Annotated in this window: 22 protein-coding genes, 4 tRNA genes and 2 rRNA genes; 16 read left to right on the top strand and 12 right to left on the bottom strand. The window is 51.3% G+C overall.

Annotated features, from left to right (window positions below; all coding sequences use genetic code 11):
• The 4 genes from BZG83_RS10490 to BZG83_RS10475 all read left to right on the top strand — a co-directional run.
• A 23S ribosomal RNA gene (locus tag BZG83_RS10490) occupies nucleotides 1-161 on the top strand; the annotation flags it as partial.
• Nucleotides 162-277: 116 nt separating this feature from the next.
• Nucleotides 278-393: ribosomal RNA gene (rrf, locus tag BZG83_RS10485) — 5S ribosomal RNA — on the top strand.
• Nucleotides 394-802: 409 nt separating this feature from the next.
• The gene (locus BZG83_RS10480; RefSeq protein WP_077480420.1) at nucleotides 803-1,183 is read left to right on the top strand and encodes a thiol-disulfide oxidoreductase DCC family protein; all 381 of its coding nucleotides are present in this window, start codon (nucleotides 803-805) and stop codon (nucleotides 1,181-1,183) included.
• An 8-nt stretch (nucleotides 1,184-1,191) separates the two neighbouring features.
• Complete coding sequence (locus BZG83_RS10475; RefSeq protein ID WP_077480419.1) at nucleotides 1,192-1,833, top strand: flavin reductase family protein; 642 nt, start codon at nucleotides 1,192-1,194, stop codon at nucleotides 1,831-1,833.
• On the opposite strand, the gene BZG83_RS10470 is transcribed toward BZG83_RS10475, so the two are convergent.
• Nucleotides 1,830-2,318, bottom strand: coding sequence for a GNAT family N-acetyltransferase (locus BZG83_RS10470; protein ID WP_077458296.1), 489 nt, complete (start codon nucleotides 2,316-2,318; stop codon nucleotides 1,830-1,832). The genes BZG83_RS10475 and BZG83_RS10470 overlap by 4 nt on opposite strands.
• A gap of 87 nt (nucleotides 2,319-2,405) precedes the next feature.
• Nucleotides 2,406-3,428, bottom strand: a complete 1,023-nt coding sequence (epmB, locus tag BZG83_RS10465; RefSeq protein WP_077480418.1) for an EF-P beta-lysylation protein EpmB — start codon at nucleotides 3,426-3,428, stop codon at nucleotides 2,406-2,408.
• Nucleotides 3,429-3,461: 33 nt separating this feature from the next.
• Between epmB and efp the strand changes: the two genes are divergently transcribed.
• A complete protein-coding gene (gene efp / locus BZG83_RS10460; protein WP_069586864.1) occupies nucleotides 3,462-4,028 on the top strand; it encodes an elongation factor P in 567 nt (188 codons plus the stop codon).
• Between the two features lie 70 nt (nucleotides 4,029-4,098).
• On the opposite strand, the gene frdD is transcribed toward efp, so the two are convergent.
• From frdD to frdA, 4 genes are read right to left on the bottom strand one after another with little or no spacing between them, the layout of a single operon-like run.
• Nucleotides 4,099-4,461, bottom strand: a complete 363-nt coding sequence (gene frdD, locus BZG83_RS10455; RefSeq protein ID WP_077480417.1) for a fumarate reductase subunit FrdD — start codon at nucleotides 4,459-4,461, stop codon at nucleotides 4,099-4,101.
• Nucleotides 4,462-4,469: 8 nt separating this feature from the next.
• Complete coding sequence (frdC, locus tag BZG83_RS10450; RefSeq protein ID WP_077480416.1) at nucleotides 4,470-4,853, bottom strand: fumarate reductase subunit FrdC; 384 nt, start codon at nucleotides 4,851-4,853, stop codon at nucleotides 4,470-4,472.
• The gene (locus BZG83_RS10445) at nucleotides 4,850-5,605 is read right to left on the bottom strand and encodes a succinate dehydrogenase/fumarate reductase iron-sulfur subunit (protein ID WP_069589731.1); all 756 of its coding nucleotides are present in this window, start codon (nucleotides 5,603-5,605) and stop codon (nucleotides 4,850-4,852) included. Before BZG83_RS10445 ends, frdC begins: the two co-directional genes overlap by 4 nt.
• Complete coding sequence (gene frdA, locus BZG83_RS10440; protein ID WP_069589745.1) at nucleotides 5,602-7,407, bottom strand: fumarate reductase (quinol) flavoprotein subunit; 1,806 nt, start codon at nucleotides 7,405-7,407, stop codon at nucleotides 5,602-5,604. The genes BZG83_RS10445 and frdA overlap by 4 nt, the downstream gene beginning before the upstream one ends.
• 310 nt (nucleotides 7,408-7,717) lie before the next feature.
• On the opposite strand from frdA, the gene epmA reads away from it, so the two are divergent.
• Nucleotides 7,718-8,695 (top strand): elongation factor P--(R)-beta-lysine ligase, encoded by a 978-nt coding sequence (gene epmA, locus BZG83_RS10435; protein WP_077480415.1) that lies wholly within the window; start codon nucleotides 7,718-7,720, stop codon nucleotides 8,693-8,695.
• A 54-nt stretch (nucleotides 8,696-8,749) separates the two neighbouring features.
• Here the strand turns inward: epmA and BZG83_RS10430 are convergent, their stop codons facing one another.
• The 5 genes from BZG83_RS10430 to rsgA all read right to left on the bottom strand — a co-directional run bounded on the left by BZG83_RS10430 (nucleotide 8,750) and on the right by rsgA (nucleotide 16,536).
• Nucleotides 8,750-10,627 carry a methyl-accepting chemotaxis protein gene (locus BZG83_RS10430; protein ID WP_069589729.1) on the bottom strand — a complete coding sequence of 626 codons (1,878 nt, stop codon included), beginning with the start codon at nucleotides 10,625-10,627 and terminating at the stop codon, nucleotides 8,750-8,752.
• Between the two features lie 179 nt (nucleotides 10,628-10,806).
• On the bottom strand, nucleotides 10,807-12,693 hold the full coding sequence (locus BZG83_RS10425) for a methyl-accepting chemotaxis protein (protein ID WP_077480414.1): 1,887 nt from the start codon (nucleotides 12,691-12,693) through the stop codon (nucleotides 10,807-10,809).
• Between the two features lie 236 nt (nucleotides 12,694-12,929).
• Nucleotides 12,930-14,336: an SLC13 family permease gene (locus BZG83_RS10420; RefSeq protein ID WP_077480413.1), complete on the bottom strand. Its 1,407-nt coding sequence runs from the start codon at nucleotides 14,334-14,336 to the stop codon at nucleotides 12,930-12,932.
• A 182-nt stretch (nucleotides 14,337-14,518) separates the two neighbouring features.
• Nucleotides 14,519-15,382 (bottom strand): archaetidylserine decarboxylase, encoded by an 864-nt coding sequence (gene asd / locus BZG83_RS10415; RefSeq protein ID WP_077480412.1) that lies wholly within the window; start codon nucleotides 15,380-15,382, stop codon nucleotides 14,519-14,521.
• A 101-nt stretch (nucleotides 15,383-15,483) separates the two neighbouring features.
• On the bottom strand, nucleotides 15,484-16,536 hold the full coding sequence (gene rsgA / locus BZG83_RS10410; RefSeq protein WP_077480411.1) for a small ribosomal subunit biogenesis GTPase RsgA: 1,053 nt from the start codon (nucleotides 16,534-16,536) through the stop codon (nucleotides 15,484-15,486).
• Between the two features lie 79 nt (nucleotides 16,537-16,615).
• Here rsgA and orn point away from each other — a divergent pair, with 79 nt between their 5' ends.
• The 5 genes from orn (at nucleotide 16,616) to BZG83_RS10385 (ending at nucleotide 17,683) form a co-directional block, all read left to right on the top strand.
• Nucleotides 16,616-17,161 (top strand): oligoribonuclease, encoded by a 546-nt coding sequence (gene orn, locus BZG83_RS10405; protein WP_069589722.1) that lies wholly within the window; start codon nucleotides 16,616-16,618, stop codon nucleotides 17,159-17,161.
• Between the two features lie 132 nt (nucleotides 17,162-17,293).
• Nucleotides 17,294-17,369: transfer RNA gene (locus tag BZG83_RS10400), tRNA-Gly, on the top strand.
• Between the two features lie 38 nt (nucleotides 17,370-17,407).
• A tRNA-Gly gene (locus tag BZG83_RS10395) sits at nucleotides 17,408-17,483 on the top strand.
• Nucleotides 17,484-17,513: 30 nt separating this feature from the next.
• Nucleotides 17,514-17,589, top strand: a tRNA-Gly gene (locus BZG83_RS10390).
• Between the two features lie 18 nt (nucleotides 17,590-17,607).
• Nucleotides 17,608-17,683: transfer RNA gene (locus tag BZG83_RS10385), tRNA-Gly, on the top strand.
• 472 nt (nucleotides 17,684-18,155) lie between these two features.
• Here the strand turns inward: BZG83_RS10385 and queG are convergent.
• On the bottom strand, nucleotides 18,156-19,283 hold the full coding sequence (queG, locus tag BZG83_RS10380; protein ID WP_158011485.1) for a tRNA epoxyqueuosine(34) reductase QueG: 1,128 nt from the start codon (nucleotides 19,281-19,283) through the stop codon (nucleotides 18,156-18,158).
• Nucleotides 19,284-19,364: 81 nt separating this feature from the next.
• Between queG and BZG83_RS10375 the strand changes: the two genes are divergently transcribed.
• From BZG83_RS10375 to miaA, 5 genes are all read left to right on the top strand, one after another.
• Nucleotides 19,365-20,837, top strand: a complete 1,473-nt coding sequence (locus tag BZG83_RS10375; protein WP_077480409.1) for a bifunctional ADP-dependent NAD(P)H-hydrate dehydratase/NAD(P)H-hydrate epimerase — start codon at nucleotides 19,365-19,367, stop codon at nucleotides 20,835-20,837.
• Between the two features lie 30 nt (nucleotides 20,838-20,867).
• Complete coding sequence (gene tsaE / locus BZG83_RS10370; protein WP_077480408.1) at nucleotides 20,868-21,338, top strand: tRNA (adenosine(37)-N6)-threonylcarbamoyltransferase complex ATPase subunit type 1 TsaE; 471 nt, start codon at nucleotides 20,868-20,870, stop codon at nucleotides 21,336-21,338.
• Between the two features lies 1 nt (nucleotide 21,339).
• The gene (locus BZG83_RS10365) at nucleotides 21,340-23,031 is read left to right on the top strand and encodes a LysM peptidoglycan-binding domain-containing protein (protein WP_077480407.1); all 1,692 of its coding nucleotides are present in this window, start codon (nucleotides 21,340-21,342) and stop codon (nucleotides 23,029-23,031) included.
• Nucleotide 23,032: 1 nt separating this feature from the next.
• On the top strand, nucleotides 23,033-24,988 hold the full coding sequence (mutL, locus tag BZG83_RS10360) for a DNA mismatch repair endonuclease MutL (protein WP_077480406.1): 1,956 nt from the start codon (nucleotides 23,033-23,035) through the stop codon (nucleotides 24,986-24,988).
• A partial coding sequence (miaA, locus tag BZG83_RS10355) for a tRNA (adenosine(37)-N6)-dimethylallyltransferase MiaA (RefSeq protein ID WP_077480421.1) occupies nucleotides 24,981-25,643 on the top strand: 663 nt, incomplete at its 3' end. The genes mutL and miaA, both read left to right, overlap by 8 nt.

Raw genomic sequence — 25,643 nt, 5'->3', positions numbered from 1 at the left:
GCTGAAAGCATCTAAGCGCGAAGCTGGCCCCGAGATGAGTCATCCCTAGAGCCTCGAGCTCTCTAAAGGGTTGTTCTAGACKAGAACGTTGATAGGCAGGGTGTGTAAGCGCTGTGAGGCGTTGAGCTAACCTGTACTAATTGCCCGTGAGGCTTAACCATACAACACCCAAGAGGTTTTGGGTTGGACTTAAAATAAAGCCAGTTGATTGTGGCGAGAACGAACAGCTTTCTAGATTAAGTGTTTTGACTGAAAAGTGAAGACACACCAAATTTTGCTTGGCGACCATAGCGCTTTGGACCCACCTGACTCCATGCCGAACTCAGTAGTGAAACGAAGCAGCGCCGATGGTAGTGTGGGGTCTCCCCATGTGAGAGTAGGACATCGCCAGGCTTTGATTATAAATTGTGACTGTTGCTTGCGATTTTTGATAGCTACGATGCTCATGTACTGACGTACACTGCGCGTCTCGCTTCAAAACTCCCGTCACACAGACACAATTTAATCATCAAAGCGGATATGCGTAAGACTTTGATGAGAAAACATTAAGCCCTGACCTCACGGTCGGGGCTTTTTTGTATCTTGAGGGTGTATCAGCCCTATGCGCCTCGCTGCAAAATGCTCATCACACAGACACCAACCGACACTTTTCCACATTTCTGACTACCTAATAGGTCGTATAAGGCTTGGATCGCTATGCTGAGTACTGGCTGACGTGGGTTTTATTCATGCTGGATAGGCGTAAACACCTGATCGTACCGATGTCGTTATGCGTATTAAAACGAGATTAGGAGGGACGTTTATGGTGACGCTATTTTATGACAGTTTGTGCCCGTTATGCGTCAAGGAAATGCGCAAGCTGTCACGTTGGRATAAAAACCAACAGCTCATACTGGAAGATATCCATCATCCCGATTTTGCAGCACGTTTCCCCGATGTGGATCCCAAAGCCGCTAATCGCATTTTGCACGCCAAAGATAGTCAAGGACAGATGGTGTATGGTTTAGACGCAACCTATGCTGCATGGCACGCGGTAGGCAAGGGGTATTGGGTGAGTTGGTTACGCTGGSCCGTGATCGCTTGGTTTGCGGACCAAGCTTATTTGTTTTTTGCCCGCCATCGGTATCGGATCTCTGCATTATTAACCGGGCAGGCACGTTGCCAACAGTGCCAGCTGAAATAAGGAAGGTTATGTCTTTGAGTGTGTTCGGCCATGATGACATCATGAGCATGGAAAAGCGTTATCGCGCAGCCTTTATCAATAGTTTGTCAGGCTTTAAGTCAGCAAACTTATTGGGTACCTGCGACGCTGAACGACAAACGAACTTGTGTATGGTTAGCTCTGCTTTCCACTTGGGCGCGAATCCGGCGTTAATGGGAGTGATTATCCGACCTGATACCGTGGTGCGGGACTCTCTTGAAAACATTCGTCAATTAGGTGTGTATACACTCAACCATGTGAGTGAGGCGATGCTCACTGCCGCGCATCAGACATCTGCACGCTATCCTCACGACGTCTCAGAATTTGATCAAGTGGGTCTGACGCCATTATGGCGAGAGCGCTTCAATGCCCCTTACGTGCAAGAAGCTGCGGTGCGTTTGGGGTTAGTGTTGAGAGAAGAGCATACGCTGGCAATTAATGGTACACATTTACTGATCGGAGAAATCAGCGAAGTTCATGTGCCAGAATCGTGTGTCAAAGATGATGGCTACGTAGATATTGAACAAGCAGGCAGCGTTGCGGTTAGCGGTTTAGATAGCTACCACCGTACCGCACGCATTGGTCGGCTTAGCTACGCCAAACCAGATTGTTTCCCCGAGTGGCTTGATTAGCGGGTACGCGCCATGTAGTGGGCATCCACAAACTCGCCATTGCGAAACGCAAACTGTTTGGCGGTGCCTTCAATTTCRAAGCCAAATTTTTGATAGAGGTGGATCGCAGCCGCGTTATCCGTATAAACGGTTAGCTCTATCCGTGATACGTTCAGCCAGTTTTCGGCTAAATCGATCGCTTTTTCCATGAGCGCACTGCCTATGCCGCGGCCTTGATAGGCATCATGAACGCCCATGCCAATATCTGCAACGTGGCGACGGCGAGGATTCGCGGCAATGACGAAGCCGAGATTACCGACCACTTTACCTTCCAGCTCGGCAACCAATGGGTATACGCCATCTGGCACGTTATTAAGCCGTTTTTCCCACATGGCGAGGCTTGGCATCGGCAATTGTAAGGTGCCTGCTTGCGCCTTGGGTTGCGCATAGATATCGCGTATCGCCGGAATGTCGTCGGCGTGGTATTGACGAATAATCAGAGACATAACACATCCTTGTGGTGAGCTTTCTCTCTAATAAGCCATGGAAGCAAAAATAAATCAACAGCTTATATTAATTAAGTCACTGATTATTCACTCTAAATGCAGATCAAGCGGGGTTTTACTCGCTCGCCCGCCAATCTCTCGGGTCAGTCGGGGGACCAAATAGCCGGAAAGCTGGCCGATAATGTCTTGCATTAAGGCGCGCGCTTTATCGTCTGAGACTAAAAAGTGAGCGGCGCCTTGGACTTTATCCAATACATGCAGGTAGTAAGGCAAAACGCCAGCCTCAAACAGCCGTTGGCTCAGTGCCACCAACGCATCCGCACTGTCATTCACGCCTTTGAGAAGCACGCTTTGATTAAGTAGCGTGATGCCTGCTTGTCGCAGCATGTGGAGTTTGTGGGTTAATTCTGCATTAATCTCATTGGCGTGGTTGATGTGGGTGACGAGCACCACTTGTAAACGTGAGCGTGATAAGCGCTCGGTAAACGCAGAGGTGACACGAGCGGGGATCACCACAGGTAGCCGTGAATGAATGCGTAGCCGCTTAACATGCGTTATGCCTTCTATGGCGCTGATGAGCCAATCGAGCTCCTCATCTTTGGCCATCAGCGGGTCACCACCGGATAAAATCACTTCATCAATCTCTTGATGGGCGGCGATATAGTCCAGCGCCCCTTGCCATACGCGTTTACTGCCTTTGTTGTCTTGATAAGGGAAATGGCGGCGGAAGCAATAACGGCAATTGATTGCACAGCCTCCTTTAACGATCAGTAAGACACGGTTGTGGTACTTGTGTAACAACCCAGGAATCGCATTGTCTTGCTCTTCCAGTGGGTCAGCGCTGAACCCGTCAACGTCATTAAACTCGTCGGCAATAGGGAGGACTTGCTTTAGCAGTGGATCATCAGGGTTTCCTTTTTCCATCCTAGCCACAAAACTGCGTGGCACACGCTGGGCAAAAAGGCGACGAGCACTAAATCCTGCCTCCCAGTCGGATGGTGAAATTTCAAGCAGTTGCAGCAGTTCCTTGGGATCTGTGATCCCCTCTGCGAGTTCTTTGATCCAGTTTCGCTCAACAGCAGGCTGGATTCGGGTTATGATGTGCGACATTTGTGAAAACTCGAAGATGTTAAGAGGATCAAGATGGCGTCTTTCAGCACCAATGAATTCCGCGGCGGATTGAAAATTATGCTCGATAACGAGCCGTGTGTCATTACCGAAAATGAGTTCGTGAAGCCGGGTAAAGGCCAAGCCTTCAACCGGGTTAAAATCCGTAAGCTGATTTCCGGTAAGGTTCTAGAGAAAACATTCAAATCAGGTGACAGCGTTGAAGCTGCCGATGTGATCGATGTGGAAATGGACTACCTCTACACAGATGGTGAGTTCTATCACTTCATGAACAACGAAACCTTTGAGCAAATCGCTGCCAACGAGAGTGCAGTGGGTGATAACGTCAAATGGTTAGTTGAAAACAACACCTGTACACTCACGTTGTGGAATGGTGACCCAATCGTGGTTACCCCACCTAACTTCGTCGAACTTGAAGTGACTGAAACCGATCCGGGCCTAAAAGGGGATACCCAAGGTACTGGCGGTAAACCCGCGACACTGATCACAGGGGCCGTTGTTCGTGTGCCTTTGTTTATTCAAATCGGTGAAGTCATCAAAGTGGATACGCGCTCGGGTGAGTACGTGAGCCGCGTAAAATAATTGGCATTTCGAGTGTCCGATAAAAAAGCCCTGACCGAATTGGCTCAGGGCTTTTTTGTATGCTTAGATGCTATACGACAAGGACGAGTAGCACGGCAGCGACACTGACGGCAAAGGCGATGGCATAGCAAACCACTTTCCCAGCCAGTCCCACGTGCAGCTTAAGATCATGTAAACCATGATGGATGCGATGCATGGCATGCCACATCGGTAAGGCAAGGGTCGCCAATATCAGCAACTTACCTAACCAGTGCTCTGCGAACATCATCACACGTTCGTAACTTAGGGCGGATGGGTCGATGATCCCTAGTGGGATTAAAACACCCAAAATCAAGACAGTAATTGGCGTGAACATGGCAAACCATGTACCGCCTGCACCAAACAAGCTCCACCATACCGGCTCGTCGGAGCGCTTAGGTTTTAAATCAATCATAACGCCTCCTAAATGAGCACTAAGGCCAGTAACGAAATTACTGCAACGGCTCCCCATTGCGCCCCAATCACCCACTTGCCGTCGAGCAGTTTGCCTTTAATGCGAATCGGCATGACCTGCGGCATCATGCTAAAAAATGTCGTGGCATGAAACAGGCTTGCCGCTAGAGCGACCACGTTTAATAGGATCACCACAGGGTGGGCCATATAATCCAGCCAGCTTTGCCACGCTTGAGGGCCTTGTACGAGACAAATCAAACCCGCAGTGAGGCTCAGTGTGAAAAAGACCAAAGGCAGTACCGTGGCCTCGCGCACCATATAAAAGCGATAAAACGGATGATGCAGCCACCAAGTACGAGGCATGGGCCGCATATAAGGTTTACGGTTACTCATCCTGTTATCTCCTTGCCTTCTTTATTGGGGTTAAACATGGCGATCACCATATCTTGGGTAGAGGCAACCTTGCCTTGGTTGACCGCGCCCGCCGGATCGACACCTTTCGGGCAGACTTTTGAGCAGTAGCCCACAAAGGTACATCCCCATGCCCCGTTATCGCTGTTTATCAGTGGCATACGCTCATGTTGTCCCCCATCTCGGCTATCGAGGTTATAGCGATGGGCGAGGGTTAGTGCGGCTGGGCCGAGGAAGTCTGGGTTGAGGCCAAACTGCGGGCAAGCGGCGTAACATAAACCACAGTTAATGCAGGCGGCAAATTGCTTATAGCGCGCCATCTGCTCAGGGGTTTGTGTGTTAGGACCATCTTCAGGACGACGGTCGTTGCCGAGAATATAAGGTTTGATCGCTTCCAAGCGCTCAATAAATGGCGTCATGTCGACAATCAAATCTTTTTCGATCGCAAAGTTTGCTAGCGGCTCAATCAGTACGCCGTTAGGGTAATCGCGTAAAAAAGCCTTACACGCGAGTTTAGGCACGCCATTGACCATCATGCCGCACGAGCCGCAAATGGCCATGCGACATGACCAGCGATAAGCCAATGACTTATCGAGGTTGTCTTTGATATAGCCCAGCGCATCAAGCACTGAGAAGGTATCGTCACCGGGGACGACAAACTCCTGCGCGTAAGGTGCATCATCTTTTGCAGGATCGTAGCGAAGGATAGAAACTCTATAGGTAGCTTGCGTCATTGTGCTTGCTCCTCTTGTTGTCCCTCACTGGCCGCTTGAGCCTGCTCCGCAGCATCACCATACAGGCGGTCTTTCGGTTGAGACTTGGTGATCTTCACGTCACTGTAATCAATCCGTGGGCCACCCTCGGGCTGGTAAAATGCCAAGGTGTGCTTGAGGTAGTTGTCATCATCACGGGTTGTGCAGCCATCATCAAGGCGTTGATGGGCGCCACGAGACTCGCGTCGCTGAATGGCAGAATGCGCCATGGCTTCGGCCACTTCGAGCCCGTAACCTACTTCGATGGCATACAACAAGTCGGTGTTAAACACACTGCCTTGATCTTGGATGCTGATCTGTTGATAGCGAGCTTTCAGTTCGGCGATTTTATCAATCGTGGCTTGCATCAGATCTTCGCGACGATAAATACCACAGCCGGCTTCCATGGTGTCCCCCAGCTCTTTGCGAATATCTGCCCAGTTTTCTTCGCCTTGATGGCTCAAGAGCTTATCAATGCGTGCTTTAACGTCTTGGATCTGGGCATCGATCGCCGCTTGATTCCACCCCGTAAACTCACGCGTACGTTGTGCGGCACCTTCTCCGGCGAGTCGACCAAATACGGCCAGCTCAGCCAGTGAATTCGATCCTAAGCGATTGGCTCCGTGTAGGCCGACGGAGGAGCATTCGCCCACCGCAAAGAGTCCTTTTACCCGGGTTTCGGTCTGGGCATTGGTTTCTATGCCCCCCATGGTGTAGTGGACGGTCGGACGAATTGGGATTGGCTCTTTGGCCGGATCGACGTTGACGTACGCTTTGGCTAATTCACAAATAAACGGCAACCGCTCTTGTAAGAAGTCTTCACCTAAGTGGCGCAAATCAAGGTGCACCACATCACCTAATGGATGCTTGATGGTGTTCCCTTTTTGTTGCTCGTGCCAAAAGGCTTGTGAGACTTTATCGCGCGGCCCCAACTCCATATATTTGTTTTTGGGCTCGCCCACGGGTGTCTCTGGGCCAAGGCCATAATCTTGCAAATAGCGATAACCATTTTTGTTGACAATAATCCCTCCTTCACCGCGACAGCCTTCGGTCATCAAGATGCCAGTGCCGGGCAAGCCTGTGGGGTGATACTGCACAAACTCCATATCACGTAATGGAATACCGTGGCGATAAGCCATCGCCATGCCATCACCGGTGACGATGCCACCATTGGTGTTACAGCTGTACACCCGGCCAGCACCGCCGGTGGCGAGCACCACAGATTTGGCTTTAATGCAGACCAGTTCACCTTCTGCCATATGCAGGGCAATGAGGCCTTGGATTTGGCCATCATCCACGATTAAGTCAACCACGAAGTATTCATCTAACCGCTGAATTTGTGGGTATTTAATCGAGGTTTGGAACAAGGTGTGAAGCATATGGAAGCCAGTTTTATCGGCGGCAAACCATGTACGCTCGACTTTCATGCCGCCAAAACGGCGAACATTGATGCTGCCATCGTCTTTACGGCTCCAAGGGCAACCCCATTGCTCTAATTGGATCATCTCTTCTGGGCAGTGCTTGACGAAGTAGTCCACAACGTCCTGCTCGCACAGCCAGTCACCGCCGCTAACGGTGTCATTAAAATGGTTGTCTAGGCTGTCTTCATCCTTGATGACGGCAGCCGAGCCACCCTCTGCTGCCACAGTGTGTGAGCGCATCGGGTAGACCTTGGACACCAGGGCAATATTGAGAGACGGATCCGCCTCAGCGGCCGCAATGGCGGTGCGCAGTCCAGCGCCGCCGGCGCCAATAACTGCAATATCTGTGGTGATGGTCTGCACGTTCATCCTCCAGTGTAGGGAAAGCCAGTGCTTGGCTTGTTTATTGTTCTGCCGACATGGTAGGCAATCCTCACCGAGTAAAAATTGATYCAGTTGGGGAATTGCAGCGATTTTGCGGGCATGGGAGTTAAATTGCATAAAACTGTGAGGTGGGTCGTTAAGTGTCGGCGAACCATGAAAAAACAGCGTTTGCTTACAAACAGAATGCGTACAGTGCCACGTTTATGTCGTGCTTCATCTTGGCGTGCTGGTTGTTATTCGCCAGCGTGACGCTAGACTGACGCCATTCGCGTAATGAGAGACTGATATCATGACTCAAGCCTGTTCATGGCAGCCAACGGCCTCAATAACACAGTTGAAAAAACGATCGGCCATTATTGCCCGCATTCGTCAATTTTTTGCTGAGCGTGCGGTATGGGAAGTCGATACCCCAGCGTTGAGCCAAGCGGCGGTGACGGATGTGCACCTACACAGTTTTTCCACCTCGCTGGTCGGCCCGGGCTTTGCCAAGGGGCTGCCTTTGTACTTGATGACCAGTCCAGAATTTCATATGAAACGATTACTGGCGGCGGGTAGCGGCGCCATTTATCAAATCAGTAAGGCGTTTCGTAATGAAGAGGCGGGGCGTTATCACAATCCAGAATTTACCATGCTCGAGTGGTATCGACCGGATTTTGACCATCACCAGTTGATGGATGAAATGGATGCGCTGTTGCAAGCGGTACTCAAGTGCCAAGGTGCGACGCGAATGAGCTACCAAGCAGCTTTTCAATCATGCACTGGACTTTGTCCATTACGCGCGGATATTGACCAGCTGCGAGCCCTTGCTGCTACCCAAGGGCTTGCCGATATCACTGAGGATGAAACCGACAAAGACACCTTGTTGCAACTGCTTTTCTCGGTGATGGTTGAGCCAAATATTGGTCAGCAGGCGCCGGCTTTTGTTTACGACTTTCCGGCGTCTCAAGCCGCGTTAGCCAAAATCAGTGAGGCGGATCCACGTGTTGCACACCGCTTTGAGGTGTATTTTCAAGGCATTGAACTCGCTAATGGGTTCTATGAGCTTCAAGATGCGCATGAGCAGCGCCGCCGCTTTGAGGCGGACAATGCGATGCGAGTGGCAAGAGGTTTGCGCCCACAACCTATCGATCAACACTTACTCGCCGCCTTGGAAGCGGGGCTGCCGGATTGTGCTGGGGTCGCGCTAGGGATCGATCGCCTTGTGATGCTCGCGCTCGGTTGTGATCACATTGATGCGGTGACCGCGTTTCCTGTCTCACGCGCGTAGCGCCGTAAGAAAAACGCCACCTCGCGGTGGCGTTTGAAAGGCAAGGGCACTCACCTAGACTTTAAATTTTGACAGGTCTTGGTGCATGTCACGTGCTGCTTGCGCCATGCTTTCGCCTTGGTCCCCGGTTGCACTTGCTTGTTGGTGGATCTCATAGGAGAGATCTTTCACCGCTTGGGTGTTGCGGTTGATATCGTCAGTCACCGCACGTTGCTCTTCTGCGGCGCTGGCAATTTGGATCGCCATTTCAGAAATCGTACTGATTGCTGTGGTGATCTGATTGAGTCGCTCGCTGGCCGCTTCTGCCCGCTCAACACTCGATGTCGCCATATTATTACTTTGCATCATGTCATCCACCGCACGTTGGGTGGTGTGCTGCAAGGTCTCAATCATGTTGCGAATTTCTTCGGTCGAGTCATGGGTGCGCTGGCTGAGCACTCGCACTTCATCGGCCACAACGGCAAATCCACGCCCTTGCTCACCCGCGCGTGCTGCTTCGATGGCGGCGTTCAATGCTAACAAGTTGGTCTGTTCTGCGACACCTTGAATGGTCGCAATGATTTGGTTGATGCTCTGAGCATTTTCATCCAATTCACGAATGACATTGGTGGCCCGTTCTACTTGATCGGCCAATTGGGTGATCGCATTTCGGTTATCGCTTACCACACTTAACCCTTCTTGACACGACTGTTCGGCTTGTTGGGCGGAGGTAGCGGTGTCTTCAGCGTGACTGGCCACTTCATTGGCGGTGGCGGACATCTCATGGATAGCGGTGGCAATCTGGTCAACATCATTTTGCTGCTTATCGACCAATTGGCTTGATTGCAGGGCATGCGTGCGACACTCTTCTGCGCTTTGAGACAGCGTCATGCTCTGATTGACCGCTTTACCGACCATTTGCTGAAGTTGGGCGAGAAAGGCGTTCATGTATTCGGCCAGTTCACCAATTTCGTCCTGACGGACAATATTAATGCGTTGGGTCAGATCGCCTTCACCCGCGGAAAGGGCATGGACGGCGCCGGTTAACTCGCTTAATGGCTTCAGGAGCTGTTTGATTAAGGCACCGGCAATAAACGCGATCACGATAAAGAGGATCACGGAGGCGACCACCACAAAGGTGATTTGCTCCGACACGGAGGCATAGGCGTCGCTCTTATCTTCGACAATCCCCAAGGTCCAATCGGTATTCGGCACGTCAATGGCTGCGAGTAACTTGTCTTCACCCTTTAAATCAAAGGTTACCAACTTGCCCTGACGACTGGCACTGTCTATAAACGCTGGCGTCAGTTCCGCATCGAGCTCGGTGAGAGGCTGTCGACTGAGTTCGGTATCACGGTAAGCCACAATACTGTTGCTGCCATCGACTAAAAACGCAAAGCCATTGCTGAGTTTAAGGTTTAGAACCTGATCGACAATGTCGGTGACGGTCACGTCAGCGGCAATCACCCCTTGATAGCGGCCATTAAAGGATTTCGCTAAGCTGACCACCAGACTGCCATCAAAGTCTTGATAAGGCTCGGTAATAATCAGCTCGCTGCTCTGATTGGCGTTCTTATACCAAGGGCGAGTTCGAGGGTCGTAATCTGCAGGCCAATCCTCGCTTTTGTCGCCATATGCAATACGGCCATCACTGAACCCGGCATAGACAGACAAAAAGTGCCCAGCGCGCTTGGTGACGAGCAACTCACGGTCAACATTGGGTTGATTGGCAATCAAGGATTCATTGGCCAACAACATATCCGCACGGGTACTTAGCCAGCTATCGATGAACTGTGCAGTGGCATCGCCGACGTCTTGCATCTGTTTAGTGATGCTGCTGGTGGTTTCGTTTTGTAATTGTCGGACTGAAATGGTGGCAAGAACCGCACTGACCAAGGCGACGATCAAGGCGATGGCCACAATGATTTTCAGTTTTATGGTTGGTTTGGGCATAGACACATTTCCACATCTAAGAGATTAGACTGATTGTAAACGTGTCGTTTGCAGTAAAATCCGATCAGTTATGCAATTTGTGTCAGTGCGCAGTGAAAAGAGGTAGAGAGGTGTGGGATTTGTGATCTTACTGCCAGTGGATGGAGGAGGCAGCCTACGTGGATAGGCTGCCGTTTGGACTAGACTTTGAATTTGGACAAGTCGCCATGCATTTCTTGCGCGGCGTTAGCCATATATTCTCCTTGCTCACCGGTGTCGGTCGCTTTTTGATGGATCTCCAGTGACAAATCGCGCACGGCTTGGGTATTTCGGTTGATGTCTTCGGTGACGGCCCGCTGTTCCTCTGCCGCACTGGCAATTTGTGCTGCCATTTCGGAAATGTCCCCAATCGCACGGGTGATCTCGTTCAGTTTGTCACTGGCTGACGCAGCCCGTTCGACACTGGAGGTTGCCATTTCGTTACTTTGTGTCATGCCATCTACCGCACGCTGCGTTGTACTTTGTAGCGTTTCAATCATGTTGCGGATCTCTTCGGTAGAGTCATGGGTACGCTGACTGAGCACGCGCACTTCATCGGCGACGACCGCAAAGCCACGCCCTTGTTCACCGGCACGGGCGGCCTCAATCGCGGCGTTCAAGGCCAACAAGTTGGTTTGCTCGGCGATATCTTGAATGGTGGAGATAATTTGATTGATGCTTTGTGAGTTGGTGTCTAATTCGCGAATCACGTTGGTGGCTTGATCCACGTGTTCAGCTAGCTGGGTGATCGCCTCACGGTTATCTTCCACCACGGTGAGCCCATCACGGCAGGCACTTTCTGCATCTTGCGCGGAGCGTGCCGTCAGCTCGGCATGGCTGGCGACTTCATTCGCGGTAGTGGACATTTCGTGAATGGCGGTGGCAATTTGATCCACATCGCCTTGCTGCTGACCGACTAAGCCGCTTGATTGGTGCGCCAGTTCTCGACATTGCTCAGCACGCTCTGAAAGCGCCACACTTTGCGAGACGCTACGACCAATCATGGATTGCAGTTGTTCTAGAAACGCGTTGACGTGGCCAGCCAGTTCACCAATCTCATCATGACGCACAATATCGAGGCGTTGAGTGAGGTCACCGCTCCCTTTCGATAGTGAGCTGACCGCGTGCGTCAATTGGGTTAGCGGCGCCAACATGCGATGGATAAGCGCACCGGCAACCAGGGCAATGATGACAAACAGAATCACAGACGTGATGAGGGTCGAAATAATTTGTTCAGACACGGATGCAAAGGCGAGCTCCCTGTCTTGCACCACCCCTAAGCTCCAGTTAGCTCCTTCAACATGAGTGATGGCGACCAGTTTTTTGCGACCATCGCTATCAAAAACTATACTCTGTAACGCATTGCTATTGCGCGCCTGTTGAATAAACGCAGGCGTGAGTTCATCATCAACTTGGGTGAGCGGTTTATTACTGAGCGTAGTGTCACGGTAGGCTACAACGTTATTGTTGCTGTCTACGAGAAACGCGAAACCGTTATTCGGCATTTTGACGTTGAGCACTTCTTCAACAATGGCATTGACCGATAGATCGGCCGCTATCACACCTTGGAAACGGTCGTTAAAGGCTTTGGCAAAGCTGATAACCATCCCTGCGCCATTGGCGTCAATATAGGGTGGGGTGATGATTAAGCCATCCGCTGCGCTTGCTTTCTTGTACCAAGGGCGAGTCCGAGGGTCATAGTTAGCCGGCCAGGTTTCGGTTTTATCCCCGAACGCGACGGAGCCGTCGGAAAAACCTGCGTAAACGGTCAGGAAATTACCTTGTCGTTTGGTTAAGAGCAGTTCGCGATCCACATTAGATTGACTGGCAATGAGCGGCACATTGGCCAGGAGCATTTTACTGCGAATATCTAGCCACTCATCAATAAAGTTACTGGTGGATAAGGCGGTATCGCGCATTTGAGCGGTGACATTTTGTTGTGTTTCGTCTTTCAGCTGGGTCACGGAGAACCACGCTTGAACCACGCTAACTAAGGCCACGACCAAAGCAACAGCAAGTAATATTTTGGTCTTAATGGTGAATTTCATGAAACGTCCCTCGTACTACCACGTTTACGACTCTTTTATTGAGTATTTGCTTAATTGTAGAAAGCTTGAGCCAGGGGTGATAATAAATTTATAAAAAAACTCCCTGTGCAAAGCGACGCCTAAGGCTGTTGGCATGCACATTGTTCTAGTTATCATATTTTTAACACTGACAAAACAGAGGGTTGTTTGTTTTGGAGGCAACGCAAACAACCCTTGCTGATATTGAGGTGTTACGCTTATGTTAGCGCGAGGACGGCTGCATAGACTAAGCCTAAGCCACTGATCCCAAGAATCGTACCGACTTTGACTAAATCACGGCTGTCGATGAAGCCGGTGGAATACGCCAAAGAGTTGGGCGGGGTAGAAACCGGCAGAATCATCCCTAATGAAGCGGAGAAAGCCACCACGACGAGCAATCCTTGCATGCCACCCACATTCACCAGTGATGGCATAGAGGTGGCAATGGCCGCCGCAATAGGCATCAATAAGTTAGCTGTCGCGGTATTCGACATAAAGTTTGCCATGAGCCAACAAATAATGGAAAGGGTGACCAATACTGTCATAGCCGTTAATACGCTGTAGTCCACGGCATGCGCTAATGCGGCAGCAAGGCCGGTTTCGTCTAGCGCAATACCCATTGCAATCCCGCCGGCGACGAGCCACAGGACATCCCAATTAATCAGCTTTAACTCGGCCTTGCCCATGATCCCTGTCAGGGTGAACAACGCGAGCGGGATCACCGCGACCACATAGGTATTCATGCCATGTAGGCTGGTGGTTAGCCACAGCGCAATGGTCAGCGCAAAGGTGGCATAGACGGTATACGCTTGCCAGCCCCGTAGAAATTTGCCTTCCAGTGCCAGTGTGATTTCGGTTTGTGGACTGCGGAATAAGCGCTGTAGTAACCACCATGCAAACGCCAATTGGATCACCACAAAGGGTAGGCCCATTTGCATCCACCCCAGAAATGAGATGCTGTATTCGCCGGTGAGATATTGCAGGGCAATGGCGTTGGGCGGCGTCCCGATTGGCGTTGCGATTCCACCGGTATTGGCGGCAACCGGAATACACAAAACCAAGGCTTTAATCGCAGGATCGCCTTTCGGGAGTACACTCAAAATCGGTGCCAGTAGTGCCAGCATCATCACCGTGGTGGCGGTATTGGACATGAACATTGAGAACACGGCGGTGATAAGCATCAAACCCAGCATGATAAATTTGGGGTGCTTGCCAAAGGGTTTGAGTAATACGCGGGCAAGGTTGATATCTAACTCATATTTGGAGGCAGCAATAGCCAGCGAGAAGCCCCCCATAAATAGAATAATGATGGGGGAAGAAAAGGCGCTGAGAATATCGGTATAAGGGATCAATTCGCCCCGCGGATGATGCGCCGTTTCGCCGCGAAACCAGTGTAAGCCTTTATCGGAGATCATCACCAATTGCAGGGTAATGATCAGCAAAGAGGTTGAAAATACTGGCACAGGTTCAAGAACCCACAGCAAGGCCGCCATCAGGAAGATCGCCAATAAACGGTGTTGAATCAAAGTGAGGTTGGCGATAGGTAACCAGTCGGTTGGAAGTAGGAGCAGCAACAATGGCAGCCCGAGCGAGACAAGTAACTTAGTAAAACGAGCATTGACCACAAATACGCCTCATAAGGGTTGATGTTGTGAGTGCGGGCTGACCATGCGCCAGCACGCCGATGCATCACAGGTGTATTGATGGGATCAATGATACGGATTTAAGAGGGAATTAACGGGAAAGGTCTCCGAATTTGGCGACAAAAAAGGGGCATAAATGCCCCTTATCTCACAATTTTCAGCTGTTATGCCTGACGGTGCGCGTAAGGCTGTCCCATTTGTGTTGGGGAGCCGGGAGCGACGTCATCATGAAAACGGATTGCTCCTGCTGGGAACAGGTTAATCACGGTTGAGCCGAGTTTAAATAGACCCATTTCATCACCCTGAGCAAAGCGGATAGCTTGTTCGCCTTCTGTCGGGTATTCCCAACGGCGAATGCTGCCACCGGTTGGCGGAGTGACGGTTCCTGCCCATGTAGTGGCAATACTGCCCACAATGGTAGCACCCACCAAAACTTGCACCATAGGCCCAAATTCAGTCTCAAATACGCACACTACACGCTCGTTACGGGCAAACAAGTTCGGCACGTTCTCTGCCGTCAGTGGATTGACGGAAAACAAATCGCCGGGGATGTAGACCATTTCACGCAACACGGCATCACATGGCATGTGTACACGGTGATAGTCACGCGGTGACAAGTAAAGGGTGGCAAAGTGACCCTCTTTAAACTGGTCGGCAAGGGCTTGATCGCCACCGACGAGTTCAGTCACGTCAAACGAGTGGCCCTTGGCTTGGATAATACGTCCTTGCTCAATCAATCCTGCTTGACTGACGCACGCATCGGCGGGGTAGACCAATGTCTCTGTATCGCCATCAATGGGGCGTAATGCGGGCTTGAGTTCTCGCACGAAAAAGTCGTTAAAGGTGCGGTAGTAGCCAGGGTCACTGACTTTGGCCTCACTCATATCGACCTGATATTGCTTGATAAACCATTTGATCACAGCAGTGGTCAACCATCCACCTTTGAGGCTGGCTAGTTTCCCCATCATTCGGGTAAGGGCATGTTTCGGCGCTATATATTGCAGGCCGACTTTAAGATCGTCTCGCACGGTTATGTCCTGAATGGTTAAAGAGTTATACGCGCCTTGCAGCGGCTAAGCCGCGCAGTGTAGCCAATCCGGTGACGAAGTGACAGAGGCGCGTTGTTAGATCAGTTTTGCTTGTTACGTGAAAACTGACGGTTATCTTTGGCTTCTTTCATGCTCTCGATAATGCGGTGATAGCTATCAAACCGCTCGATACTAATATGGCCATCTTCCACGGCTTGTCTCAACAAGCAACCTGGATCATCGCCGTGCTTACAATCACGGAATTTACAGCCACCCAGATAGTCGCGAAATTCGACAAAGCCTTGTGCGATTTGTTCCGGCTCTAAATGCCATAAACCAAATTCTCGCACGCCAGGGGAGTCAATAAGATCGCCCCCTTGGTCAAAATGATACAAACGCGCGGCGGTGGTGGTATGTTGGCCCAACCCTGAGTTTTCAGAGACGTCACCAATTTGCGCATCCACATCCGGCAAAAGCGTATTAACCAAGCTTGATTTTCCCACACCGGATTGGCCGACAAAGACACTCACATGTTGATCGAGATGGCGTTCTAGCGCCTCCATCCCTTCGCCTGTATCGGCGCTTACCAAGACGATGGAATAGCCAATATCGCGATAGATGTCGAGTAATTCGTCCACCATTTCACGCCCCTCGCTATCTAGCAAATCGACCTTGTTGATGACGATCAGGGGACGAACATTCAAGACTTCGCAGGCGATCAAATAACGATCAATAATGTTCAGTGATAACTCGGGCAAAATCGCGGCCACGATAATCACTTGATCGATATTGGCGGCAACGGGTTTTACGCCATCATAGTAGTCGGGACGGGTCAGGACCGATTGGCGTTCATGCACGGCCTCGACAACGCCGGCTATGCCATGCAGGATTTCTTTTCCCGGACGCCAAACCACACGGTCGCCAGTTACTAAGCTTTGCACGGTACGACGCAGATTGCAGCGATGGATGATCCCAGTTTGCGGATCCTCGATATCAGCGTGTTGGCCAAATCGCGTGATCACACGTCCCTCGCGTGCATTTTCTAGCAGCGCGTCATCCCATTGCACATCATTATCTTGCTGTTTGATCCGACGTTGTTGGTTGGATCGCACGCGCCGTAGTTGGCCTTTGGTAAGCTTTTTCTTTTTTGCCACGATGACTCTTATCGGTTAAGTTGGCTTTCATATCAAGCACAGTATGATACATGGTTTACGCATAAAAAAGGCAAGTTCAATGGCGTTCAGTGAAAACAATTTAATCTGGATTGATCTGGAAATGACTGGATTAGATCCCGACACCCATAAGATCATTGAGATCGCGACAATTGTCACCGATGCACAGCTCAATGTGTTGGCAGAAGGGCCGGTATTAGCGATTTCTCAGCCACAAAGCGAACTGGACAAAATGGATGACTGGTGTACCCGCACCCATACTCAATCGGGATTGGTGGCGCGCGTCGAGCAGAGCACCATTAGTGAGCAAGATGCCATCGATCAAACCCTCGCCTTTTTATCGCAGTGGGTACCAGAAGGCGCTTCACCGATTTGTGGTAACAGCGTGGGGCAAGATCGACGCTTTCTGTATCGTCACATGCCAGCACTAGAGCGCTATTTCCACTATCGCACCGTGGATGTCAGTACTTTGAAGGAATTAGTCCGACGCTGGAAGCCTGAGATATTGAATGACTTTTCGAAGCAGGGAACGCACTTAGCGCTTGACGATATCCGTGAATCAATTGCAGAATTGCAGTTCTATCGTGAAAGGATCCTGACGATCTGATTTTATTTTCATCGATCTGGTGTTCTTTTGAGCGATCAAAAGAAAAAACCAAAATTTTGCTCGTCAGCACTTGCAACCCGGTTTTTTCTTCGTATAATTCGCAGCCCTAACGACGTGAAACGTCTGTTGAAAGCGACATTAGCTCAGCTGGTAGAGCGCAACCTTGCCAAGGTTGAGGTCACGAGTTCGAACCTCGTATGTCGCTCCAAATTAATGTTCGATCTGGTGTGGATCAGGTCGATCTAAGCGACACTAGCTCAGCTGGTAGAGCGCAACCTTGCCAAGGTTGAGGTCACGAGTTCGAACCTCGTGTGTCGCTCCAATTTAAAATTCGATGTAACGCATCGGCAATGCGACATTAGCTCAGCTGGTAGAGCGCAACCTTGCCAAGGTTGAGGTCACGAGTTCGAACCTCGTATGTCGCTCCAAAYWACAAYTCGGWATAAGCGACACTAGCTCAGCTGGTAGAGCGCAACCTTGCCAAGGTTGAGGTCACGAGTTCGAACCTCGTGTGTCGCTCCAATCACTTGGTTAAACACCAGTGCAACGTTTTTTATAACGTTCTCTTTAATGCTGTGAAGCATCATTCCTGATTTTTCGCTAACTATTTCGTCAAACCTTTCCCAAGGCGGCGTGATAGCGCGGTTTCGTCAGTTATTGCACAGAGTTATCCACAGAACTATGCTTGTGGATAAACTGGTTGATGAATTCTTGCCGGCGAGAGAGGGTGGTGAGATATTGATCAAGTGCCTTGTGTTTGTAGTACGGTGCTAATCGACACATTTAAAGCGCAAAACCTTGATTTTAAGTGGTTTTTTACCTTTTTCTTCCAGTTTGCTTAACGCTTTTCCACAGTCTTATTCACTTCCGTGATCTTGCTCGCTTAATGCACCACCAATGTGTTTAACTATCAAGAAGTGCACCAAAACGGCGCTTACTTATGGACTTTTCCACATTGTGTGAATAGCGTCATCTTTCCGTGATAAGCCGCCGGTTAGGCGTCTCTAGGCAGGCCTTTTTCGATAATGCGCACTAGCCGTTTGGTGCCAGTGGGTAAAAGCTGCACATCTATTTGTAGTCGCTTTTTCTCTTGTTCGCCAAGTGCCCACTGAATATGTTCATCGACTAAGTCATCTTCACCGAGTCGTGCAGACAGGCTGTTGACGATATCTTCATCATAGGGGGCATTCCCCATCGCGATCGCGAGGTTACGCCGCCATTTACGTATGCCAATTCGTCGAATCGCTGATCCTTGGGTCAGAGATAAAAACGTGTCTTCATCCCAGTTAAAAAGGGTCGTGAGTGGCTGCTGCTCAAGGCTTGGGCGGCAATAAAAATCGGCCTCTAGGGTTAATTCTGCATCGCGGTTAAATGGACACACCAGTTGGCAGTCATCGCAGCCATAAATACGGTTACCGATGGCATGACGAAACTCGAGTGGGATCACACCATCGTACTCAATCGTGAGATAAGAGATGCAGCGACGTGCATCGACCACGCCTTCGGCGACGATCGCTTGGGTTGGGCAGCTGGTCATACAGGCTACACATTTACCGCACTGGTTTTCGACCGGAGTATCGACCGGCAAAGGAAGATCGACCAATAACTCGCCGAGAAAGAACCAAGATCCTGTCTCTTTGTTGAGGATCAGCGAGTGCTTGCCTGTCCAGCCTAGGCCGGCTTTTTCCGCGAGCGGGCGTTCTAAAACAGGGGCAGAGTCSACAAAAGGACGATATCCGTATGGGCCTACTTCAGCCTCAATCTGCTGGCCCAACTTTTTGAGGCGGTTTCGGATCAGTTTGTGATAATCCCGCCCCAACGAATAGCGACTCACATACCCTAGCGTTGGATTGGCCAATGTGGTGGCAAAGCCCGCGTTAGGCGGCAAGTAGTTCATCCTTACACTGATCACGCGTACGGTGCCGGGCACCAACTCTTGTGGACGCGCGCGCATCATGCCGTGACGCGCCATCCAATCCATCTCACCGTGATATCCCAGATCTAACCAACGCTGCAGTTGCGCTTCATGTTGCGTAAGATCAACATCCGTGATCCCCACATGCTGGAAGCCTAGCGCTTGTCCCCATTGCTTGATACGTTGGGCTAATTGGTTGAAATCAATTGAAGCATCGGGCGTGGGGTGCGACATAACGAGAAATCCTGGGCCGTGAAGTGGTGCAAGCACAATGAATGGAGGCATTCGATGGCAGCAAGTTTACCACAGAGTTTTTATCGTGCAGAGCAAGTCCGTGAAGGTGAGATTGCCGTGGCGAAGGCCCTTGAGATCCCGATGTACCAGTTAATGCTCCGCGCCGGACAAGCCGTTTTTGACACGTTAGCGCAGCGTTATCCGAATGCCGCACGGATATTGATTGTGTGTGGGGTGGGCAATAATGCGGGCGATGGTTATGTGATTGCTCGGCTGGCTAAATCGTCGGGATTGAACGTTACTGTGTGGGCGTTAGGCGATCCAGAGCGGCTGACCGGGGATGCGGCCACTGCGTTTCAGGAGTGGCGGGATTGCGGGGGCACCAATGTCTCCAGCGCACCGACCATGCAACAATTTGATGTGATTGTGGATGCGATCCTCGGCACAGGCCTCTCTCGTGCGGTGACGGGGGATTATGCCGAAGCGATCTCGCGCATCAATCAAAGCCAAGTGCCTGTGATTGCCGTCGATATTCCCTCGGGGTTGTGTGCAGACAGTGGCTGTGTCAAAGGATGTGCAATCAATGCGACCATTACGGTGACGCTGATCGCGCTCAAACAAGGGTTAGTGACCGGTAAAGCGATGTCACACCGTGGCGAGCTTGTTTTTGCTGGGTTGAATGTCGCCACTGCCTTTGGTCGCCAGACACAGGCTGCCGGCTGGCTGATGAGTGATGATCTTTGCCAACGGTATCTTCCCAAACGTGATCGCACTGCGCACAAAGGCCAGTTCGGTCGAGTGCTTTGTTTGGGCGGCGATCATGGTATGGCCGGTGCGGTGACGTTGTCAGCACAGGCGGCATTGCGGACGGGCGCGGGGTTAGTCAAAGTCGTGACCCAAGCGGATCACACTCTGATGTTGGTAACGCGTCAACCCGAATTAATGACCCTAGGTTGGGCACCTGGGCAGTCACTGAGTGAGGCACTGGAATGGGCGACAAACTTGGTGATTGGCCCGGGGCTTGGCAGCAGTGCGTGGTCTGACGCGCTGTGGAAAATCGCGGTTAGTGCGCGTGGTACTAAAGTGATTGATGCCGATGGACTCAATAAACTCGCCCGCCATCCGCAACAGCGAGACGACTGGGTATTAACCCCCCATCCGGGAGAAGCTGCGCGTTTATTGGGCTGTGAAGTGGCGGATGTGGAACTCGATCGCTTCGCCGCCGTCAAAGCTATCCAGACACGCTACGGCGGGGTAGTAGTACTTAAAGGCGCAGGCACGATCGTATATGATGGCACAGATTATGCTGTAGCCAATGTGGGGAATCCGGGCATGGCATCTGGCGGCATGGGCGATGTGTTATCTGGCGTTATTGGTAGCTTTATCGCTCAAGGCGTTGATTTATTTCATGCAGCGGCCATGGGCTGCTATCTTCATGGTAAAGCCGGTGACCAAGCGGCACTTGCCGGCGAACGTGGTTTGCTTGCCAGTGATTTATTACCCGAGTTACAGCGATTGATCGATTAATAAAGCCAACAGACGAGACGCAGTAGTAGCATGACCCAAACTTTTCATACCCAGTTGGCAGACGCCGACAGTACTGTTGCCCTTGGGGCAGCGTTGGCCCGTGCTTGTACGCAAAGCACAACCTGTTATTTACATGGCGATCTGGGCGCAGGAAAAACGACGTTTTGTCGCGGATTTGTTCAAGCAATGGGTCATACGGGTAACGTCAAAAGTCCGACGTATACCTTGGTCGAGCCTTACCAGCTCCCGCCTTGGCAGGTCTATCACTTTGACCTGTACCGCTTGGCTGACCCAGAAGAGTTGGAATTTATGGGGATTCGGGATTATTTCAATGAACAGGCACTGTGCCTGATTGAATGGCCGGAAAAAGGGAAGGGCTGGTTACCTCATGCTGATCTTGATATCACTTTGCAGTATGACGGCGAGCAACGCACGGTGGCGCTGACCGCGAACACCGAAGTCGGTGTGTCGGTTATCAATCGCTTAGAATGGGATGACTAGCATGATGTGGCAGCGGCTATGCACCTTGATGATCGCGGGTCTGTTCAGCGTAACAGGCTGGGCCAATCAGATTGAAAATATTCGCGTTTGGCCTGCGCCTAATGAAACACGGGTCGTGGTCGATTTAGCGGATACGCCAGACTTTAGTTACTTTTCACTGACTCGACCTGACCGTTTGGTCATTGATTTAAAGCAGAGCTCACTGGCGACCTCGCTCCCAAAGCCGGTCAAGGGCAGCGATATACTGACTAAAATTCGCAAAAGYAGCCCGCCTGCCAAGTCCACCTATCGATTGGTATTTGAGTTAAAAGATGCGGCCAAGCCGCACATCTTCGCTTTGGCCCCGGGTGGCGAGTATGGCCACCGCTTGGTGGTGGATTTGCCTCATCCTGATAAAGTCGATAAGAATAAACCCGACTTGAGTGCCGCGGAAAAGAAGCGTCGAGAAACGGTGGCCGCGTTGCCGTTTGGCACCGATGATATCGTCGTGGCGATCGATGCCGGTCATGGAGGCAACGACCCGGGCGCGGTTGGCCCGACACGAAAATTTGAAAAATACGTCACGCTGGCGATCGCCAAGCAAACCGCTGCCCGCATTAATGCGGTACCTGGGATGCGAGCGGTACTTACGCGCACCGGTGATTACTTTGTCGATTTGAATCGACGCTCAGAGATTGCCCGCCAGCACAAAGCCCACTTAWTGGTTTCAATTCATGCCGATGGTTTCCACAAGCCTCAACCACGAGGGGCGTCGGTATGGGTGCTATCTCGTCGCCGCGCGAACAGTGAAATTGGTCGCTGGATTGAAAGGCACGAAGAGCAATCCAATCTATTGGGTGGTGGGTCCTTATTAGCGCAAAACAACGAAGATGAATACCTGAGTCGCGCGGTGCTGGATTTGCAGTTCAGCAACTCGCAAAAAGAAGGCTATAACGTGGCGACCCGGGTGCTTAAAGAATTGGGTAAAGTCACCAAGCTGCATAAATCGAGCCCTGAGCACGCCAGTTTGGCTGTCCTCAAATCGCCTGATATTCCCTCGTTGCTAATTGAAACAGGGTTTATTTCTAACCCACAAGAAGAACGGCTCCTGTTCCAACGGGATCACCAGCGCCGGCTTGCCGATGCGGTCTATCACGGGATCCGTAATTATTTTGAACATTTCCCGCCCGATGGCACCTTATTCGCTGCCCGTAAAAATGGGGTAAAACATACTGTCACGGCGGGGCAGTCGTTGTCTTTGATCGCCAATAAATACCAAAGCTCGGTCGCGGCGATTAAATCCGCCAATGGGCTAAGCTCTAACACGTTGCGGGTCGGGCAAGTGCTGTCTATCCCTAATGTCGATGTCGCTAAACTCGCCGGTAAGGCGGATAACGGTGCCTCTTCGACGCGTACGGTTACCCATACCGTGAGCCGCGGCGAGTTTCTGGGCAAGATTGCCGAGCACTATCAGGTGTCGGTCAGTACTATTCGCCGAGCCAATAGTCTGAAATCGGACACGCTTTGGGTTGGGCAAAAACTGTCGATTCCCGGCGCCACGACGCCGGATCGCAAGCACAAAGTCAAACGTGGCGAGTACTTAGGAAAAATCGCCGCGAATTATGGCGTGACCATTGAAAGCTTGCGGCAAGCCAACTCGCTGCGCTCTGACACCTTGGCGGTGGGGCAGACGTTAATCATTCCGGGAAGTTGATATGGCCATTCAGATTTTACCGGCTCGCTTGGCCAACCAAATCGCCGCGGGTGAAGTGGTCGAAAGACCAGCGTCTGTGGTCAAAGAGTTGGTCGAGAACAGTATTGATGCGGGCGCGACCCGTATCGATATCGATATTGAAAAAGGCGGCAGTAAGCTGATCCGTGTGCGTGATAACGGTAGCGGAATTAGTAAAGCAGATTTGCAGTTGGCGTTAAGCCGACATGCCACCTCAAAAATCCACACCTTGGATGATCTCGAAGCGATCATGAGTTTAGGCTTTCGCGGCGAGGCGCTGGCGAGTATCAGCTCCGTTTCTCGCCTGACCATCACCTCGCGTCCTGCTGAACAGCAAGAAGCGTGGTCAGCGTATGCGGAAGGCCGTGATATGGCCGTGAGTGTGAAGCCTGCGGCGCATCCTGTGGGGTGTACGGTGGAAGTGGTTGACTTGTTTTTCAATACACCCGCACGACGTAAGTTTCTACGTACCGAGAAAACCGAATTTGGCCATATTGATGAGCTGTTGCGCCGTATCGCACTGAGCCGTTTCGATATCACCATTAACTTGCGTCACAACGGTACGCCTGTGCGTCAGTATCGGCGTGTGCCTGAACAGGGCGATCCGGTGCGTCGTCTCAAAGCGGTATGTGGGCAAAAGTTTGTTGACCATGCATTGCGTGTGGAGCTGACCCATCATGATATGACGCTTCGGGGATGGATTTGTACGCCAGAAGGTGCGCGTCAGCAAAATGATATGCAGCACTGCTTTGTCAATCAGCGGATGATGAAAGACAAGCTGATTAACCATGCGATTCGTCAAGGCTATGAGCAAAGCCTTGCCCCTGACCAATATGCGGCGTTTGTTCTTTACATTGATGTGGATCCGCACCAAGTGGATGTGAATGTACACCCCGCGAAGCATGAAGTGCGATTCCATCAAGCCCGCTTGGTGCATGACTTTATTTTCCAAGCTATTTTTGATGCATTACAGCAGGCCAGTTCTCCCGTCTTAGAGGGGGTGGACAATGAAACCGGTGAGATCCGCGAACAGGCTAGCTATCAGACACGGCCATCTGCGGTGGCTAGTGACTACCAAACCGCGGTGAACCGTTTTCCGGATTATCCCGGCCAGCGCACGGAGCCGGTCCGCGAGGGTGGGCAATCAGGGGAATGGTCGGGGAGTCGCGCGTTTTCCTCGCAACCCGCGCCACCATCTAAAAAGGCGACACAAGCGTATCAGGCACTGATGACGCCTTACGCGTCAGAACAAAAGCCGCACACGCAGACCACACTCTCGGAAACATCAGCCCCAGCCGTGTCTGAGGCTGTGTCAACGGTGGAGGCGGCGGTCGCCGATGTCAGCGATCGACCCGCCCGTACAGAAAGTGGGTTAGGCAAAGTGCTTGCCGTGACTCACGGTCACTATGTACTGATCGCGCGCGGCGATGCATTGTGGTTGGCGGATTATCAAGCCTTGCAGACATGGCGTCAGCAGGGCGCGTTGCGACCCGCCCTTGATGAAGGGTTAGTGGCACAGCCGCTATTGATCCCGCAACGGATGTCGGCGTCGCCTCAAGAATGTGAGGCGGTTGAGCACTATCAAACCTTATTAGGGCGCTTTGGGATCCATATAAAGGTAAAAGGACAACAGTTGATGGTCATGACAGTATGTCAGCCACTGCGCCAGTCCAACCTTCAAGCTTTTATTCCTGACTTGTTGGCATTTTTATTGTCATTAACCCCAGATCAACCCCATGAAGATCACAGCTCAAGCATGTGGAGTTGGCTGGCAAAGCAGTTGACAGTAGCATCGGATCACGTCAGCCTTGCGCAAGCGGTACAGACCGTTTCGGAAATTGAACAATATTGGCAGGGCGAGGCGTTACAGCATGGCTATCAGCGCGTGTTTAAACGTCTTGACTTGACCACAGCGATAGAAGCATTAAAGCATGACTAATCCGTTGCCCAAGGCCATTTTTCTGATGGGGCCGACTGCCTCAGGAAAAACGGATCTGGCTATAGCGTTACGTAAAACATTGCCGGTGGAAATTATTAGTGTGGATTCGGCATTGATTTACCGCGGCATGGACATTGGTACTGCCAAACCAACGGCTGATGAATTGGCTCAGGCCCCGCATCGCCTAATTGATATTCGCGATCCGTCGCAAGCCTATTCGGCGGCCGACTTTCGTGACGATGCGCTCACCGCGATGGCGGAGATTGTTGCCCAAGGCAAAATCCCGCTGCTAGTGGGGGGCACAATGTTGTACTTTAAAGCGTTGCTCGAGGGGTTATCACCGCTACCCAGTGCAGATCCTGAGGTGCGCGACGCGATAGAAAAAGAGGCGCAGCAGCACGGTTGGGAGGCATTGCATCAGCAGTTATGCCATATTGATCCTGTTGCGGGCGCGCGGATCCATCCTAATGATCCGCAGCGCATCATGCGTGCGTTAGAAGTATTCCGGGTTTCCGGACACACATTAACGGCGCTAACGGAGAAAAAAGGTGATCCTTTGCCGTATCAGGTTCACCAGTTCGCAATCACTCCTCAGGATCGAGGGGAGTTGCATCGCCGCATCGAACTTCGCTTTGCCAAGATGGTCGAGGCGTGG

It is taken from the genome of Salinivibrio sp. PR919 (assembly GCF_001995355.1).
Lineage (GTDB): Bacteria > Pseudomonadota > Gammaproteobacteria > Enterobacterales > Vibrionaceae > Salinivibrio > Salinivibrio proteolyticus.
This window is presented reverse-complemented; position numbering and strand designations above follow the sequence as displayed.

What these genes read in the sequence shown, in the direction of transcription:
- BZG83_RS10475 (WP_077480419.1), top strand. Translation starts at nt 1,192, where the DNA reads ATGTCTTTGAGTGTGTTCGGCCATGATGACATCATGAGCATGGAAAAG.
- epmB (WP_077480418.1), bottom strand. Translation starts at nt 3,428, where the DNA reads ATGTCGCACATCATAACCCGAATCCAGCCTGCTGTTGAGCGAAACTGG.
- efp (WP_069586864.1), top strand. Translation starts at nt 3,462, where the DNA reads ATGGCGTCTTTCAGCACCAATGAATTCCGCGGCGGATTGAAAATTATG.
- frdD (WP_077480417.1), bottom strand. Translation starts at nt 4,461, where the DNA reads ATGATTGATTTAAAACCTAAGCGCTCCGACGAGCCGGTATGGTGGAGC.
- frdC (WP_077480416.1), bottom strand. Translation starts at nt 4,853, where the DNA reads ATGAGTAACCGTAAACCTTATATGCGGCCCATGCCTCGTACTTGGTGG.
- BZG83_RS10445 (WP_069589731.1), bottom strand. Translation starts at nt 5,605, where the DNA reads ATGACGCAAGCTACCTATAGAGTTTCTATCCTTCGCTACGATCCTGCA.
- epmA (WP_077480415.1), top strand. Translation starts at nt 7,718, where the DNA reads ATGACTCAAGCCTGTTCATGGCAGCCAACGGCCTCAATAACACAGTTG.
- BZG83_RS10430 (WP_069589729.1), bottom strand. Translation starts at nt 10,627, where the DNA reads ATGCCCAAACCAACCATAAAACTGAAAATCATTGTGGCCATCGCCTTG.
- BZG83_RS10425 (WP_077480414.1), bottom strand. Translation starts at nt 12,693, where the DNA reads ATGAAATTCACCATTAAGACCAAAATATTACTTGCTGTTGCTTTGGTC.
- orn (WP_069589722.1), top strand. Translation starts at nt 16,616, where the DNA reads ATGGCGTTCAGTGAAAACAATTTAATCTGGATTGATCTGGAAATGACT.
- BZG83_RS10375 (WP_077480409.1), top strand. Translation starts at nt 19,365, where the DNA reads ATGGCAGCAAGTTTACCACAGAGTTTTTATCGTGCAGAGCAAGTCCGT.
- tsaE (WP_077480408.1), top strand. Translation starts at nt 20,868, where the DNA reads ATGACCCAAACTTTTCATACCCAGTTGGCAGACGCCGACAGTACTGTT.
- mutL (WP_077480406.1), top strand. Translation starts at nt 23,033, where the DNA reads ATGGCCATTCAGATTTTACCGGCTCGCTTGGCCAACCAAATCGCCGCG.